Source organism: Rhodococcus sp. 14-1411-2a (assembly GCF_002259485.1).
GTDB lineage: Bacteria > Actinomycetota > Actinomycetes > Mycobacteriales > Mycobacteriaceae > Rhodococcoides.
The window spans coordinates 90963-106178 of the sequence record NZ_NPGA01000018.1 but is presented as its reverse complement, the minus strand read 5'-3'; the positions used below and the strand labels follow the sequence as shown (position 1 = coordinate 106178).

The window sequence follows — 15216 nt, the reverse complement described above, 5'->3', positions numbered from 1 at the left end:
CGATGTCCATTGTTATCGATTTCACACCGACGGCCCTGACGCCCCTTCCTGAACCCGGCGGCATATATCAGGTAGCCAGCGAACACGTCAAGTTTAGGTTGAGTACGTCGCTCGAAGTCCAACTTGAGTTAGTGCCTGATGTGAGTCGTCCGAACCTCTACTCATGGGAATTGGCCGATTGGATTGCAACGTCAGGATCCCTGAGTAGAACATCGATAGTTGATTTAGGGTGCGGATCCGGTGCGATTGGAGTTACTGCGGCCTTGGCCGGCGCGCATCACGTCACGTGTGTCGATAACTTCGACGTGGCGATTGATGTAACGCGTCGAAACTGCCAAGCCAACGGGGCTGCATCCGTGAAGGTCATTCGATCTGATTGGCTTAGCTCCGTTGACTCTAATTCAAATTCGAGGTTAGTTGTTGTAAGTTCCCCACCGCATACTCCGATAAATACAGCAATGTTGGAAGGACTACCCGTTCAGACGCCGAGCTTCTTAGGTGCATCTTTTGGGGGTCGTGACGGCCTGGACGCTATCCGACTTATTCTTGATCAGTTAAGAGGATGGGACAACTGGGAGCTGATACTGTCGGTGGCCGGATATCAGTATGTTCCCATCTTGAAACTAGCAGGCGCTTTGGGTTTGGAAACTGAAGTTCTGCGCAGGCGGCCTACCAGACTAAGTGCGCTTGGATTATATTTGCGCACCTATATCGAGTCAGTGTCAGGATACAAATTCGAATCTCAAAATGGCACTTCTGTCGGCTATTGCTGCTTGGTCAGAATTGTTAAACGCGTCGATTAATGAACGACACCAATAGTCCGGTACTTATTGGCCTGTTCCACTATTATGTTGGCAATTTCGGATCCTGCGCGAATGTTATCAGTCTGGTGCGGACTCTTTGGGCGGATAGACCCTTGGTATTGTAAAATGAACGCAGCGGCGGTGAGGTGGTCTTCAGTCGATATGGCGAACTCACCGGTGAGGCCTTCCAATCGAATCTCAGCCGATTTCCTGAAGGCGACGACCGGAATGCCCATCATCTCCGCTTCCTCAGACACCCCCGCAGAATCGGTGATTACAACCGCCGCTTTGACTAGTTCACGTAGAAACGCCGAAGGTGACATTGGATCAACGACCCTGACGCCAAGCCGCTCTAGCTTCGCCCTAAATTCTCGGACATCAACATCGAGGCTAGGGTGCCAGACAAATATCGCTCTTGTCGCATCAATGCCGGGCTGCTGAAGGACGCGCAGTAGGGTCTCGAGCCTGCCCCGCCTTCGTTCTCGTCGATGAATTGTCATAAGCAGTGATTCTGGAGGTTTCGACAAGCATTCATTGTGGGCATTTACTATAATGTGGTCACGCAGTGGGTGCCGTGAAATCGTGATTGATGTTCTGGGGACTCCTTCTTCCAAAAGATTGTTCATTGCCGTTTCTGTAAACGCGATATGAAATTCTGAGATCGGAGAGATCATTCTCCGGATGGTCTCTTCTGGAAATGGGTCGTCACGTCTTTTTGAACGTACGCCTGCTTCAACGTGCACCAGTGGCGTGTCGGTAAGTTCCGCGACAAGCGCCCCAGCAAGAGCTGAGGCGGTGTCTCCTTGAATTACTATGCAATCGAATCGAGTTGTTCGTCCTACAATTGTACCGAGTTCTGCAATTATTGTCGAAACGACATCGGTCAGCGATCGACCACGATCAAGAGGGGCGATCTGATAGTCTGCGTCAATCCCCAAATCCTGAGCCGCGGAGCGCATCAATTCGTCATGCTGCCCTGTGAAGACGACTGATGTTTCAACATCGACACGAAGTCGCATCGCTCGGATAGTGCTGCTCATCTTTATTAGTTCTGGCCGCGTGCCCAACACCACGCAGACCCTCAGAGCATCCTGTTGAATTGCCTGCTCGTTGGTCATGTAGTCCATCAAATCCTTTCCTGCTCGGCGTTCCACTACGGTGTGGTACGAAGAGTACTTCATCCGAGCAGACTGCACTCATGTAACTCACGTGACGCTCGGTGGCCAATCCTTGAAGTCACGCCCCCTGTTTTCAGAATAGTAATAGCAAAGGTGTCGTTCGGGCAGAGGTCACGAGAGTCGCGAAGTACGCTGCGCATGAAATACGCCGGCAGATTATTCGTATCGCTGAGATCAACGATTCTAGACACGATTGTTCGAGCGGGCGCGCTGGCATCGTCGGGCCAATCGGCCGGCAAGTTTGGTCAAAACTATAGTGCCGATTCGATTCAGTCGGCCTCAAGGTCTGATTGGAGTCCGTGAAGCCATTTCTCCTGACGGCGTTGACGATCGGGATCGTGGCCTTTTTAGTTTGGTTGGCGTTAGACAGGCTGGAGTTCGATAGGTACGGACAGATGTGGTGGCAAGTCCCCAATACTCGGACCACCTCGTTCTAGAGTCACTTTCTGATTGATGTCAGTCGATCTGGCAGCCCACGGTGTGGTTCGGGTCGGTGCATCGGGCAGCATACTCGACAGGCGTCAGGTAGCCCAGGGACGTGTGCCGGTTGTTGTGGTCATCCAAGGACTTCCCCCGGTTCAGTTGACATCTGATCTGTGAGGATCGCTCCTCACGGTGGAAGGATGTTCACCATGCCGAAAGCAATCCCCGAGGAGTTTCGCCGCGACGTCATCGCCACCCACGTAAAGGCCAGGCCCTGCTAAGTCAGATCGCGAAGGACTTCGGAATTTCCGAAGGCTGCCTGCACCGCTGGTTCAAATCGTCGACCGTGACGACGGCATCGAACGCGGCACCGCCAAGAAGGCGGGCCTCGACAAGTCCGCCGAGCTGCGAGAAGCCCGCACACGAATCAAGCGCCTTGAGCAAGAAGCAGAGGTCATGCGCCGGGCAGTCGCCTATCTTTCCCGGGACGTCAATCCAAAATTACCTACCCGCTGGTCCTCGACCTTGTCCTTAACGGCCCAAGTCCGGTCAAGGGGCTGCCGCGCCGCACGTCGCGTTCTACAGTTATTCCGTAATTACGGAATAACAGATTAGGAGAGCCCGATGCGACGCTCGACCTGGATCTCGACAGCTTGTGTAGCTGCGCTGTTGGTGGGCGGATGCGCCACCGACTCCGACACCACTGCAACGACCACCACTACCCCGATGCCGGAGAACTGCGCTACTGCCACTTCCACCGACCTCGTTACCGAGGACGGATGGATCGGGCTGATCGATCAAGCACCCGACACCGTCAGCCTCGCCATCGACGACGGTCGCGGCCGAACCGTCGAACATCGGGCCGACCAACAGCAGGTACTCGCATCCGCGATCAAGGTCGTTCATCTCGCCGCCTACGCGCAGGCAGTCGCGAACGGAACCATCGACCCCAATGAAAAAGTAACTCTGTCGGATTGGGAGCGCTGGTACGTACCCGGTACAGACGCCAATGCACATCCGAAGGCCCTGACCCGATTGGGAATTGCGAACGCCGGCACCAACGCAACCGACCCCAACGCCACGGTTCGCATCGACGACATGGTCTCGGCCATGATCCAGGAGAGCGACAACTCGGTGCCCGACTACCTCCGATACCGACTCGGCGATCAAGCACTCGTCAACGCCGCAGCAGCGGGAGGATGGGAGAACTTCGAGGCGCCGAGCATGGTGGCCGACATGCTCTCGATCTTCGATCCCGAACTCGCCGATGCAGATACCTGGGAGACCGCGCAGAAGTGGGCGTTCGACCCGCAGTTCCGGGCCCAGGTCGAGGCGTCCGTACAAGTGCCGACCTACGAGGACCAGGTCGCCCGGGTCGAGAGCAGTTTCAGCCGCGGTTCTGCCGAAGAACTGAACGGAATGTATCGCGCCTTCACAGACGGAACCTACGGCGCAGCATCCGACACCATTCTGCGCCAACTGGAATGGCAACCTGCCGGTGACAGCGTCCGCGGTATCGGCTTTAAAGGTGGCAGCCTCCCCGGTGTGCTCACCCAGGGATTCGAGCTGCGCCGTAACGATGGAACAGTCGCCACGGCAGTGTGGCTGATCGATGGCCTCCCCGCGGACAGATTCGATCAGGCCATGACCCAGTTCGGCGTACAGCAGCAACTCATCGTCGAGGCGATGCTCTCGCCCGAGGTTCTCGACCGGATAGCCTGCGTGGTGTGAGCGCAGAGTTCGAATCGAGACTGGCAGAGCTGGAAGCCCGCGTCACCGAGCTGGAACGACGCGACGCTCCCGAACAGCTCGATGCCAACCCGTCGACGGGCGGCATGATCGCCTACCAAGGCGACGTCCATCTGCACGGCACCGTCCGCTGGGATATCAGCTACTCCCCCGACGCCATCGTGGAGTTACCAGTCCCGACCGCATCGGAAGTGCTTGCAGCTCTTGGACATCCGGTGCGACTGCAGATCGTGCGAACGCTGCTGCGCGGCCCCGCGAACGCGGCGGATCTACTCGCAGCCGTGGGACTCGGCTCGTCCGGCCAGATCTATCACCACCTCAAAACGCTGAGTTCGGCAAACATCGTCGAGCAACACGGCCGCGGAGACTATCGAATCGCCGCCAAACGAGTTGTGCCGCTCCTGGTTTCGATGCTCGCCGCCGCCGATATCGCAGGCGATCTGGGTACCTGACCGCCTACAACACCGCGTGTCAGGGTACGAAGAGCACACCCAAGCCGGGGATGAGGGCGTTCGACGCATCAGGATTCTCTCGGTCATGCGTGACGGTCACGAACACCGGACCTGCACCCGTCTGAGCCGTCACCTCGAGGGGCAGGCGATATGCCTGCGAGCCGCCCTGATTGGCAGGTTGAGTCCGATCGACCTCATCGTTCCAGTGCCGCAAGCCGGCGGAGCCCGCCTCACCGGTGGACAGGTTGCGCCAGTTGACCGTCAGGTGCCGGTAGTTGAACTGGTAGTAGTACGGCCGGATGTCGGCTGCTGAGAAACGCACCTCACCCGGGTTCTCGCCGACCACAGCTCGAATCGGAATGGTCTGGATGAGTCCACCAGGAACGCCTACCGGGCCGAATTCCGGCCCGGTGACGACGGGCACCTGAAGTACCGACTCCTGCGGAGCAGCGGTTGCAGTTCCAGCACCCATGCCGAAGACCAGGGGGACGGTCAGCGCCAGGGCGGCGACACCGCCGCGGATCGATTTCCGCATCGAGTTTCCTTTCGGTTGGACGATCAGGGAACGTAGATCAGGCCTTTGCCCGGGATCAGCGTGTCGGCGTAAGGCTCGCCGTAGTGGTAGTCGCGGTAATGGGTCACGGTGATTTCGACCCAGCCACTTCCGGTGTGCAGAGCTACTTCGCGCGGGTACTGCTCACTGTGTAGCGGCGGTAGGTCGTTGGGCGGGCCCGGGTTGGGGTTGTCCTGCCAATGCCGCAGCCCCGCGCTTCCACGGAAGCCGATGTCCCAGTTTCGCCAGTTCACACCGAGACTTCGGTACGGATACTGGTCGGCGTACGGAGCGATATTCGCCGCGGACAGCAGCAGAACACCCGGCTCGGTACCGACCGTGGCCTTCATCGGAATGGTCTGGAACAACCCTCCGGGCACGGCACCAGGTGCGATCTGGAAACCGGTGACGACCGGAATCTGGAGCAGCGTGGTCTGCGGCGCTGCCACGGCCGTTCCCGCGCCGATGCCCAGAACCAGGGGAATCGTCAGTGCGATCGATACGACCGCTCGCCGCAATGTTTTTCGCATACAGCACGCCTTTCGCTCAAGTCGCACAACGAGATACCTGACCGTTCGTGACATCGAACCAAGAACCCCAGGTTGAACCTGAAACATCAAGTGGTTCTTGCGTCTTTACTCGACCCACCCTCGCAGCCACGGCGACAAAAGGACCGCTCGGATACCGATTCGTGACTGGGTCGTGACACGAAAGACGTTAACAGACCACTTGGCCCGTTCGATTCAATGATTAAAGGTGATGCACTCCGCAGCCACCGGTGAGGACCATCGAATGAGGCAAGTCCGCACAATCGTGGCCACAAGCGCACTGATCGCCGCTACCGCTCTCGCAGCCACGGCCTGCGGCTCCGGCGAACCGGAGAGCAACCCAAACACCCCGGCCACCAGCGCAGCGGCTGCTCCGTCGGCAAACGGATACTCCGACTCCGACGGTGGTAGCGGCTCAGGCGGAATCGGACAGGCTCCCGACGTAGTCACCCCAGCACAAGCAATACCCACCGCCGCGGACACACCAGCCGTACCGCCCGCCCCGAACCGCGACGATGTCAACGTCGATGCACGCGACTTCGAGCAAGCCGGAGGACAGTACTTCTTCCAGTCCCCCAGCGGGAACGTGTTCTGCGGATTCAACTCCTCCAATGCGCCCGGGACGATCGTGGGCTGCCAGGTCCGCTACTCGGTGCCGGGCAACACCGGCCGCGAGTGCCTCAACACCGAGAACAACACCTACGGGGTGAAGATCAACGAAGACGGCACCGTCGAACAGATCTGCACCAATCAGGGCATCTTCGTCGGCGGACCTGAACGCCCTCGAGTCTTGGAATACGGCCAGGTCATCGGAGTGACGGGCACTTTCTGTCGCTCCACCGAGGCCGGCATCACCTGCTACGACGGCGACCGTGGCTTCATGATCTCGCGCGACGTCAACATCGCATTCTGATGAAGGAGTTCACGATGATTCGCAGACTCGCGCTCGCCGCAGTACTTGCGACGGCTGTACTGACGGCATGCGGAAATCAGGATGCCCCGGCCGCCGCTCCCGCTCCCCCGACCAGCGTTGCCGCACAGATACCCGCGCCTCCGCAGGTGACCATTGCCGCGCCGACCGACTCCACCGATGGCAACGCGGAAGGTGTGACACAAGCACCACAGGCGACGGAATCGAACCCGACCGCTGCCGATCCCGCGAACAACACCGCACCCATCACCCCCGTCGACCCTGCCAGGTACAGCGCGTACGGCAATCAGGTGGGCTGGAAGTCGCCGTCGGGCAACATCTATTGCAAGATCGGCGACAGTGAATTCTCGTCCGGTTGCCAAGCAGCGGATGCTCCGATCCCTGATGGCGCGAACTGCGTCACCCCGTCGTTCACCATCGACCAACTCGGCAAGGGCTTCTACATGACTCCGGGGAAGGTGACGCCGACGTGCTTCAACCAAGGCGAATTCGGGGTCGAGAACGCACAACCGTTGGAATACAACACATCCATCACGTTCAACGGGTTCACGTGTTTCTCTCGCGTCGAAGCGATGATCTGCGACGCGGGCGGCGGACACGGATTCGTGTTGTCGATGCAGCAGGCGACGTCCAACTGATCACGCTCAGCGAGCCCTGTCCAGACCGGCCTCGATGACGAGGGGTCGGCCCGCCTCGTCATGTCCCAGTGGTCGATCTACCCGACCGCGGTGCCCTCGAGTTCGACCAGCAAACTGGGAATCGCGAGCCGGGTGACCCCGAGCAGGGTGCTGGTCGGCTTGACACCCGCTGCGCCCAGCCGCGCCGCCAAGTCTCCGTAGTGCGGCAGCAACGCGTCGACATCGGTGGCGTAGACGTTGAGCCGGACGAGGTTTGCCAAAGTCATATTCGCTTCGGCGAGAACGGCTTCCATGTTGTCCAGACACAGGGATAACTGCGCGCCCATGTCATCGGGGTGCTGAGGTGAGCCGTCATCACCCGTCGCTGTCTGGCCGGAGAGATAGAGCGTCCGAGCCTGCCCCGAGACGACCTCCCCCTGATTGAATCCCATGTCCACCGACCATCGCACCGGGTTGACTGCCGTTCGTTCCATCGACGCGCGCTCCATTCGATCGTTCGGGTGTGTGCACCGTCGAGCCTTGCACGGAATCCGGACATCTTCGGCGGTATGGGTCAAACGGTCTCGGGTACCAACAGCTTTCAGGGGACATCCCGCTGATCAGCGAGCCTCGTCGAGTCGAGCCTCCATGACGAAGTCGTCGAGATCGGCCCGGCGCGTCATCTCCCAGTAGTCGACGATGCGCCATGGCAAAGTCGAAACCACGCGTCCGGCGTCGTTGCGGTACCAGTTGTCCATGCCTCCGTGCGACCAGATCATCTTCGCGTGCGCCTCATCGTGTTTGCGGACGTACTCCGCTTCCACGTCGGCCTTGCACTCGATGGCCCCGATTCGTTTGTCCACCATGTCGATCAGCACATCGACGATGTAGCGCACCTGGCATTCGGCGATGGTGATGTAGCTGCCCCCGTGGCCCAATACTGTTCCGGGACCGCAGGTGATGAAGAAGTTCGGGAAGTCCGGAACAGTGATGCCGAGGTACGCGTGCGCATCCTCGGGGCCCCAGATATCGCGAATGGACTCCCCCGATCGTCCGCGCACGTCGATCGGCGTCAGCAGCTTGTGCGTCTCGAAGCCCGTCGCGAGGATCACCACATCAACCTCGGTCTCCGAACCATCCTGCGCAACAACCGAGTTAGCGGTGATGCACGAGACTGCGTCGGCGATGAGGGTGACGTTGTCGCGCTTGAGCGCGGCGTACCAGCCGTTGTCGAGCAGCATCCGCTTGCCGAAGGGCGGGTAATCGGGCAGCGACTTCTCGATCAGGTCGGGTCGGCCCTCGAGCTCGGCTTCGATGTAGCGAGTGAATACCCGTCGATGGGCGTCGTTCATCGGGTTGATCGAGCGCTGCGGATGCTCCCAGTCGGGATCGACCTGCAGCGAGCTGTGCACCCGATCGTTGAAGTTCCAGGCCAGCCTGGTCCGGTACCAGAGCCGGTACAGCGGAACGACATCCATCAGGTAGTTGGCATCGTCGCCCATCTCGGTGAAGTACACATCGCTCGACGACACCCACTGCGGCGATCGCTGAAAGACCGTCGCATGCCCCACCGTCGACGCGATGGCCGGCAGCACCTGCATGGCACTGGCCCCGGTTCCGACGATGGCGACGCGCTTGCCGGTCAGATCCAAATCGGCCGGCCAGTTCGCGGTATGGAAGATCGGCCCCTCGAACGCGTCGAGCCCGGGAATCTTCGGCACCTTCGGCCGATTGAGCTGACCGGTCGCGGTGATCACCACGTCGGCGGCCAACGCCTCGCCGTCTACCGTCGTGACGGTCCAGCCCTGCCTCTGCGCGTCGTACTCGGCGGTCGCCACCTCTGTGTCGAAGCGAATACGTTGCCGCAGATCGTGTTCGGAGGCGACGTCGCTGAGGTACTGCCACACCTCGTCGCGCTTGCCGAAATGCGTGCTCCAGGCCCGCGGCGCGAAAGAGTACGAGTACAGGTGACTGGGGGTGTCGACGCCGGCACCGGGGTAGGTGTTCTCGAACCAGCCGCCGCCCACGTCGGAGTTCTTCTCGAGCACAACGTGACTGATACCCGCCTCGCGCAGCTTGATGGCGGCGAGCATTCCGGAGACGCCGGCACCGATCACGATGACCGAGAGATCGTTCGGAGCGGCCACCGGAGTGTCCGCGATGGTGAAGCCCATGTCCTCGGCGACCATGACGCCGAACTCGGGAGGAACCTGCTCACCGACGGCCACGCTGATCATCTCGACGAGGTGCTCCGAGTCCGGGGAGGGCACCGCCATGGGCGCGCCGTCGTGGAACGCACAGATCGCGTCGAGAGCCGCGTCGCGGATGCGGGCGGCAACCGCGTCGTCGAATCCGCCCGTGTCGTTGTTGTCCATGCCCCGGCTCCGGGTGGGGCGATACGGATCGGCGAGCCAGGTGGGATCTCCGGTCAGCTGATAGAGCACCGCGACCAGCGTGGGCAGGTTGGCTGCGGTGAGAGCGCGCGAGAGCCGATCTCGATCGATCCGACCCACGGTTTCCGCTGCCGTTGCTGCGTCTGTGGACACCGGTACCTCCTGTTGCGCGCTGCTCCATCCGACTCCGACAGCTCAACTAACCACGGTTAGGTAATTTTGCGCAAGGGATTCGCGATCTTGGAATTGACAGCTTTTTGACCCTTGACAATGTGGCCCACGCCACACGATGCTTCAGGGCACTACCTAACAGCGGACAGGCGAAGGGAAACACCCATGGAACTCACCGAGGCGATGCGCACCACCGGCACCTGCAGGCGGTACCTCAGCGATCCCGTTCCCGACGAGGTTTTCAAGGCCGCGTTCGACGTCGCCCGCTTCGGCCCGCAGGGCGGCAACCGTCAGCCCGTGCGATGGATAGTCGTACGCGACGCCGCCCGCAAGCAGGCCCTCGCCGATCTCTACCTCCCGATGTGGGACGCCTACTTCGCCGGCATCACCGGCGGAACCGTCGCCGTCGGCGCATTGCCCAAGACCGTGCAGGACGCCGACTACTTTGCCCGCCACCTCGCCGAGGTACCCGCCATCGTGGTGGTCTGCGCCGCGCTGGACGGACTGCACCCCACCGATCACGAACTCGGCCGGCTCTCCGTCGTCGGCGGCGCATCCATCTACCCGACGGTCCAGAACCTGTGCCTGAGCCTGCGCGATCAGGGCGTCGCAACCGCGGTGACGACGTTGCTGTGCCATGAGGAACCGGCCATTCGCGAACTGCTCGGCATCCCGGACGACTACATCACCGCCGCACACATCGCCGTCGGCTATCCGGAGAAGTCGTTCCCGCGCAAGCTCACTCGTGATCCGGTGGAGCAGATCGTTGCGGCAGAGACGTTCTCGCAGCCGATGTTCGACTCCGCTGCACTCTCCCCTGCCCTTTAACAGTTTTTACCTCGAGGAGTCCTCCGTGCCCGGTACTGCCATCCACCACCGCTCCCCCATCGGCCGCGCCACCATCGGCGATCAACTTCGTCGCCATGCGCGGGCGCAGCCGAACAAGGTCGCGTTCATCAGCTACGCGGCGGACGGCACCCGCGAGGTCACCACGTACGGCGAACTGGATTCTCGCGCAAACCAGTTTGCCAACCTGCTGGTCGATCTCGGCGTGACGTCGGGTGACCGCGTCGCATCGATGGCTCGCAACAGCGTCGACGTGGTGGTGGCGTACTACGGCACACTCAAAGCCGGTGCGGCCTTCACCGGCATCAACGTGATGTATCGCGCGGCCGAGGTGAAGCACCAACTCGAACACGCGGAACCGACTGTGGTGGTAGCCGATCCGGCCTACGCCGAGATCATCTCCTCGGTGAAGCCGGAGGCCACCACCCTGGTGACGTTCGGTACCGAATACGCCGCGCTGACGGCGAACACCCCGTCCACCGAGCCGGATGTCGAGATGGACGAGAACGACGTCGCCATGGTCATCTACACTTCCGGAACCGAAGCGGCTCCCAAGGGCGTGATGATCCCGCACCGCAACTTCCTCATCTCCACTGCACCCGCGTGGAGTTGGGGCCTGCGCACCGGACCGGAGGACACCTGGCTGTTCGTCATGCCCTTCCACACCATCGCCGGACTCGGCTCCATGACGACCCTCACGCTGATGGGTGCCACCCTCGTGCTGCCCGCGACGGTCGACCCAGCACAATCGCTGCGCATCATCGCCGCTGAGAAGATCTCCGTCATCGCACAGACCCCGACGTTCTACCTGGCCCTGGCCCGTGACGAGCAGTTCGGCCCCGAGGCTGTCAGCCAGGTCAGGCGCTGCCTCACCTACGGTGGCCAGGTGTCACCGCACACGATCAGCGCCTGGGCAGCCGCGGCACCCGAGGCCATCTGGGGTACCTACTGGGGACAGTCTGAACTCTCGCAGCTCGGCTCGGTCGGCTGGTTCTCGACACTCGACGACATTCCCGACGGCGACGCGTCGTGGATCGGCAAGCCCGTCACCCACCTCGAGATCAAGGTCGTCGACCCTGCGGGCAACGAGAGCGAGATCGGTGAATTGCTCTGTCGCACCCCATCGGTGATGCTCGGCTACTTCAAGGACGACGAGCGCACCGCCGAGGTATTCAGGGACGGCTGGGTACATACCGGCGACATGGTGCGCATCGACACCGACGGCAACTTGTTCTTCTACGATCGGATGAAGGACATGATCAAGTCGGGAGGGATGAACGTGTCGTCGCAGGAAGTAGAACGCACCATCCACACTCACCCGGACGTGCTGCGTGCAGCCGTCGTCGGAGTTCCCGACCCGTACTGGTCCGAGGCCGTAACTGCTTTCGTCATCGCCCGCGACGGGGTGACCGCCGACCCGGCCGCCATCATCGAGTACTGCCGCACCGAGTTGGCGTCGTACAAGGCACCCAAGTCGGTACACATCGTGGCCGAACTGCCCGTCGATCCGCAGGGCAAGATCCTCAAGCGTGAACTGCGAATGTTGGCGGCGGTCGAGGAGACCGTATGACGCAGCCGGCTGATGTGAGTCCCTTGCCCCGACAGCTTCGGACGCGCCAACGGCGAGACGACATCGTCGCCAACGCCGCGAATATCTTTGCGCGTGAGGGCTACTCGAACGTGGGTATGCGCGATATCGCCGACGCCGTCGGCATCAAGGGTGCCAGCCTCTACCACCACTTCCCGTCCAAGGAAGACATCCTCTTCGCGATCTGCCTGACGGTCACGCAAGAACCGGCCGAGGAGAACCTGCCACTGCTCGACGCGGCCGGAACCCCTACCGAGCGCCTGTCGTCTCTGGTGCGTGCGCACCTGGTGCATCTGAACCGGCGACGGGTGGAGTACATCGTCGGTCTGCACGAGCTCGCCTCGCTGACCCCCGAGCACCGCGCTGTCATCGAGGATTACCGCCGTCAGTACCAACGACGCGTCCGCGATGTGATCACCGCTGGAGTGCGCAGTGGTGAATTCACCGTCCCGGATGCGCGGCTGGCGTCGTTCGCTCTGACCGACATGCTCAACGGTATCAGCAACTGGTTCCACGACGGCGGCGAGCTGAGCATCGAGGATGTCGCCGACGGTTACGTGGAACTGGCCGTTCACCGCGTTCTCGGTGCATCACATGGCAATTGACGGTCACTGCGACCCCCGCTTCGTGGGGGTGCGCGACGCATTGGCCGCCAACCTCGACAGCGGGGCAGAACTCGGCGCGTCCATCGTGGTCGACATCGACGGCCATACCGCCGTCGACCTCTGGGGCGGCTATCGCGACACCGAGCGCCGCCTGCCGTGGGAGTCGGACACGATCACCAACGTGTGGTCGACGACGAAGATGGTCACGTGCCTGGCCGCGCTGATGCTCATCGACCGCGGAGTGCTCGATCCCGATGCACCGGTCGCGACCTACTGGCCCGAGTTCGCGGCCGCAGGCAAGCAGGACATCGCAGTTCGGCATGTGTTGTCACACACCTCCGGCGTATCGGGCTGGGACCGCCCGTTCAGCGAACAGGACCTCTACGACTGGGAACTCTCGACCTCGCGCCTGGCCGCGCAGGCTCCGTGGTGGGATTCGCGCACCACGTCGGGGTATCACGCAGCAAGTCAGGGGCACCTGATCGGAGAAGTCGTCCGCCGCGTCACCGGAAAATCGTTGCGGCAGTTCGTTGCCGAGGAGATCGCCGGTCCGCTCGGGGCCGATTTCCAGATCGGTGCCGACCAGGGCGACCGGTCCCGGATCGCCGATGTAGTTCCGCCACCCGCGCCGACAGATGATGCCGTGCCCGATCCGACGATGGTGCGTCGCAAGACCTTTCTCGGGCCGTTGGTGCAGGCCTCGTCGGCGAATACGCCGGCATGGCGTGCCGCGGACATGGGCGCGTTGAACGGGCACGGCAATGCACGATCGGTCGCGGAAATCCTGTCGGTCATTTCCCGCGGCGGGACAGTGGACGGCATACGACTGCTGGGGCCGGAGACAATCGACTCGATCGTCGAGGAGCAATCGAACGGAGTCGATCTGGCCCTGGGCATTCCGTTGCGCTTCGGCCTGGGTTTTGCCCTCCCACAGCACGAATCGATTCCCTACATCCCCGACGGCAAGATCTGCTTCTGGGGAGGCTGGGGCGGATCACTGACCGTTCTGCACCCGGAGTCGAAGCTGACCATCTCCTACGTCATGAACCGAATGGGGCCGGGAATCATCGGCTCCGACCGAGCAGAGCAGTACGTGCGGGCGGTATACGACGCCCTCGCATGACGGCGGTCTGGTTGATCGTGGACGACTATCATCCATTTTTTACACGATCTACTGGACAGATTTCCCATCTCCGGCACACCCGGCGGGTTGGATCCCGCCTGCCCTAGCGTGCGGGAACCGTGATTCCTCTCGCGTCGAGGATGGGTCGAACACCTTCAGCGAAGTGATACGCCTCCTCGAGGTGCGGGTAGCCCGAGAGGATGAACTCGTCGAACCCGGCGTCGTGGTATTCCCCGATGAGGTTCGCGACCTCCTCGTGCGAACCGACCAACGCGGTCCCGGCACCGCCGCGAACCAGACCGACACCGGCCCACAGATTCGGGTAGATCTCGAGCGAGTCCTTGCTGCCGCCGTGCAGTGCGGCCATTCGGCGCTGTCCCTCGGACTGCGACGAAGAGTGCAGCGCGTGCGCCGCAGACACCTGTTCCTCGGGAAGCTCGTCGAGGAGCTTCTGCGCGACGGCCCAGGCCTCCTCGGAGGTGTCGCGACTGATGGTGTGCAGGCGGATGCCATAGGTGAGCTTGCGGCCCTCGGCATCTGCCAACGCCTGCACTTTCTCGATTTTGGCGCGAGCATCGGCTGGAGGCTCGCCCCACGTCAGGTACGTCTGCACCCGCTTGGCTGCGACAGCCAGAGCAGGCTCGGAGGAGCCACCGAACCAGAACTCCGGCACCGGGTCCGGAGCCTCGGACACCCGCGCGTCGGCAACCTTGAAGAACTCACCCTCGTGGTCTACCGAGGTCTCGGTCCAAATGCGTTGTACGAGTTCGAGAAACTCGTCGGTGCGAGCGTATCGCCGGTCGTGGTCGATCCAGTCCCCGAAACGACGCTGCTCGACGTCGTCGCCGCCTGTGACGATGTTGAACAACACTCGCCCTTCCGAGAACCGCTGCAACGTCGCGGCCTGCTGCGCCGCCAACGTGGGCGGCGTGAGACCGGGGCGGAAGGCGACGAGGAACTTCAGCCGTCGGGTGCTCTGTAGCAACGCGGCGGTGGTCAACCAGGCGTCCTCGCACCACGTTCCCGTCGGAGTCAGCACGCCCTCGTAGTCGAGGCGGTCCGCGGCCTGGGCCACCTCGGTGAGGTACCGCAACGACGGGCGACGAAACCCGGTGGGTTCGCGGAGATTGCCGGATGCGTGGGACGCGCCGACGATGGAGCGGTCGTCGCCTGCAGTGGGAAGAAACCAGAAGATGCGTGCGGTCACGAGTGGAACTCCTAGAACGTGGTGGGTGA

At 61.8% G+C, this 15216-nt stretch carries 15 protein-coding genes and 1 pseudogene; 10 read left to right on the top strand and 6 right to left on the bottom strand.

Annotated features, from left to right (window positions below):
- Positions 1-2: 2 nt before the first annotated feature.
- Positions 3-803 (top strand): methyltransferase, encoded by an 801-nt coding sequence (locus CH291_RS27425; protein ID WP_094688212.1) that lies wholly within the window; start codon positions 3-5, stop codon positions 801-803.
- Here CH291_RS27425 and CH291_RS17915 read toward each other — a convergent pair.
- A complete protein-coding gene (locus CH291_RS17915; RefSeq protein ID WP_094688211.1) occupies positions 800-1984 on the bottom strand; it encodes a UDP-N-acetylglucosamine 2-epimerase in 1185 nt (394 codons plus the stop codon). The genes CH291_RS27425 and CH291_RS17915 overlap by 4 nt on opposite strands.
- 629 nt (positions 1985-2613) lie before the next feature.
- Between CH291_RS17915 and CH291_RS27255 the strand changes: the two are divergent.
- The 3 genes and pseudogenes from CH291_RS27255 to CH291_RS17905 all read left to right on the top strand — a co-directional run.
- Positions 2614-2943 (top strand): annotated as a pseudogene (locus CH291_RS27255) (transposase); the annotation flags it as partial.
- A gap of 85 nt (positions 2944-3028) precedes the next feature.
- Entirely contained in the window at positions 3029-4135 is a 1107-nt protein-coding gene (locus tag CH291_RS17910) for a serine hydrolase (protein ID WP_094688210.1), read from the top strand.
- On the top strand, positions 4132-4605 hold the full coding sequence (locus CH291_RS17905) for an ArsR/SmtB family transcription factor (RefSeq protein ID WP_094688209.1): 474 nt from the start codon (positions 4132-4134) through the stop codon (positions 4603-4605). The genes CH291_RS17910 and CH291_RS17905 overlap by 4 nt, the downstream gene beginning before the upstream one ends.
- Before the next feature lie 19 nt (positions 4606-4624).
- On the opposite strand, the gene CH291_RS17900 is transcribed toward CH291_RS17905, so the two are convergent.
- Together CH291_RS17900 and CH291_RS17895 are read right to left on the bottom strand one after the other, a co-directional pair.
- On the bottom strand, positions 4625-5140 hold the full coding sequence (locus tag CH291_RS17900) for a hypothetical protein (RefSeq protein WP_256980891.1): 516 nt from the start codon (positions 5138-5140) through the stop codon (positions 4625-4627).
- 23 nt (positions 5141-5163) lie between these two features.
- Positions 5164-5688 carry a hypothetical protein gene (locus tag CH291_RS17895; protein ID WP_094688208.1) on the bottom strand — a complete coding sequence of 175 codons (525 nt, stop codon included), beginning with the start codon at positions 5686-5688 and terminating at the stop codon, positions 5164-5166.
- A 262-nt stretch (positions 5689-5950) separates the two neighbouring features.
- On the opposite strand from CH291_RS17895, the gene CH291_RS17890 reads away from it, so the two are divergent.
- Positions 5951-6619, top strand: coding sequence for a hypothetical protein (locus CH291_RS17890; protein WP_094688332.1), 669 nt, complete (start codon positions 5951-5953; stop codon positions 6617-6619).
- 14 nt (positions 6620-6633) lie between these two features.
- Positions 6634-7275 (top strand): hypothetical protein, encoded by a 642-nt coding sequence (locus CH291_RS17885; RefSeq protein WP_143545939.1) that lies wholly within the window; start codon positions 6634-6636, stop codon positions 7273-7275.
- A gap of 77 nt (positions 7276-7352) precedes the next feature.
- Here CH291_RS17885 and CH291_RS17880 read toward each other — a convergent pair whose 3' ends face one another.
- Both CH291_RS17880 and CH291_RS17875 read right to left on the bottom strand, forming a co-directional pair.
- Positions 7353-7748, bottom strand: coding sequence for a RidA family protein (locus tag CH291_RS17880; RefSeq protein WP_094688331.1), 396 nt, complete (start codon positions 7746-7748; stop codon positions 7353-7355).
- A 126-nt stretch (positions 7749-7874) separates the two neighbouring features.
- Complete coding sequence (locus CH291_RS17875; protein WP_256980890.1) at positions 7875-9800, bottom strand: flavin-containing monooxygenase; 1926 nt, start codon at positions 9798-9800, stop codon at positions 7875-7877.
- A 183-nt stretch (positions 9801-9983) separates the two neighbouring features.
- Between CH291_RS17875 and CH291_RS17870 the strand changes: the two genes are divergently transcribed.
- The 4 genes from CH291_RS17870 to CH291_RS17855 are packed head-to-tail and all read left to right on the top strand — an operon-like array spanning position 9984 to position 13980.
- Positions 9984-10646: a nitroreductase family protein gene (locus CH291_RS17870; protein WP_032383742.1), complete on the top strand. Its 663-nt coding sequence runs from the start codon at positions 9984-9986 to the stop codon at positions 10644-10646.
- A 25-nt stretch (positions 10647-10671) separates the two neighbouring features.
- Complete coding sequence (locus tag CH291_RS17865; protein ID WP_094688206.1) at positions 10672-12234, top strand: class I adenylate-forming enzyme family protein; 1563 nt, start codon at positions 10672-10674, stop codon at positions 12232-12234.
- Positions 12231-12857 (top strand): TetR/AcrR family transcriptional regulator, encoded by a 627-nt coding sequence (locus tag CH291_RS17860; protein WP_094688205.1) that lies wholly within the window; start codon positions 12231-12233, stop codon positions 12855-12857. Before CH291_RS17865 ends, CH291_RS17860 begins: the two co-directional genes overlap by 4 nt.
- Positions 12847-13980, top strand: coding sequence for a serine hydrolase domain-containing protein (locus CH291_RS17855; protein ID WP_094688204.1), 1134 nt, complete (start codon positions 12847-12849; stop codon positions 13978-13980). The genes CH291_RS17860 and CH291_RS17855 overlap by 11 nt, the downstream gene beginning before the upstream one ends.
- A gap of 103 nt (positions 13981-14083) precedes the next feature.
- Here CH291_RS17855 and CH291_RS17850 read toward each other — a convergent pair whose 3' ends face one another.
- Positions 14084-15187, bottom strand: a complete 1104-nt coding sequence (locus tag CH291_RS17850) for an LLM class flavin-dependent oxidoreductase (RefSeq protein ID WP_094688203.1) — start codon at positions 15185-15187, stop codon at positions 14084-14086.
- Positions 15188-15216: the final 29 nt, after the last annotated feature.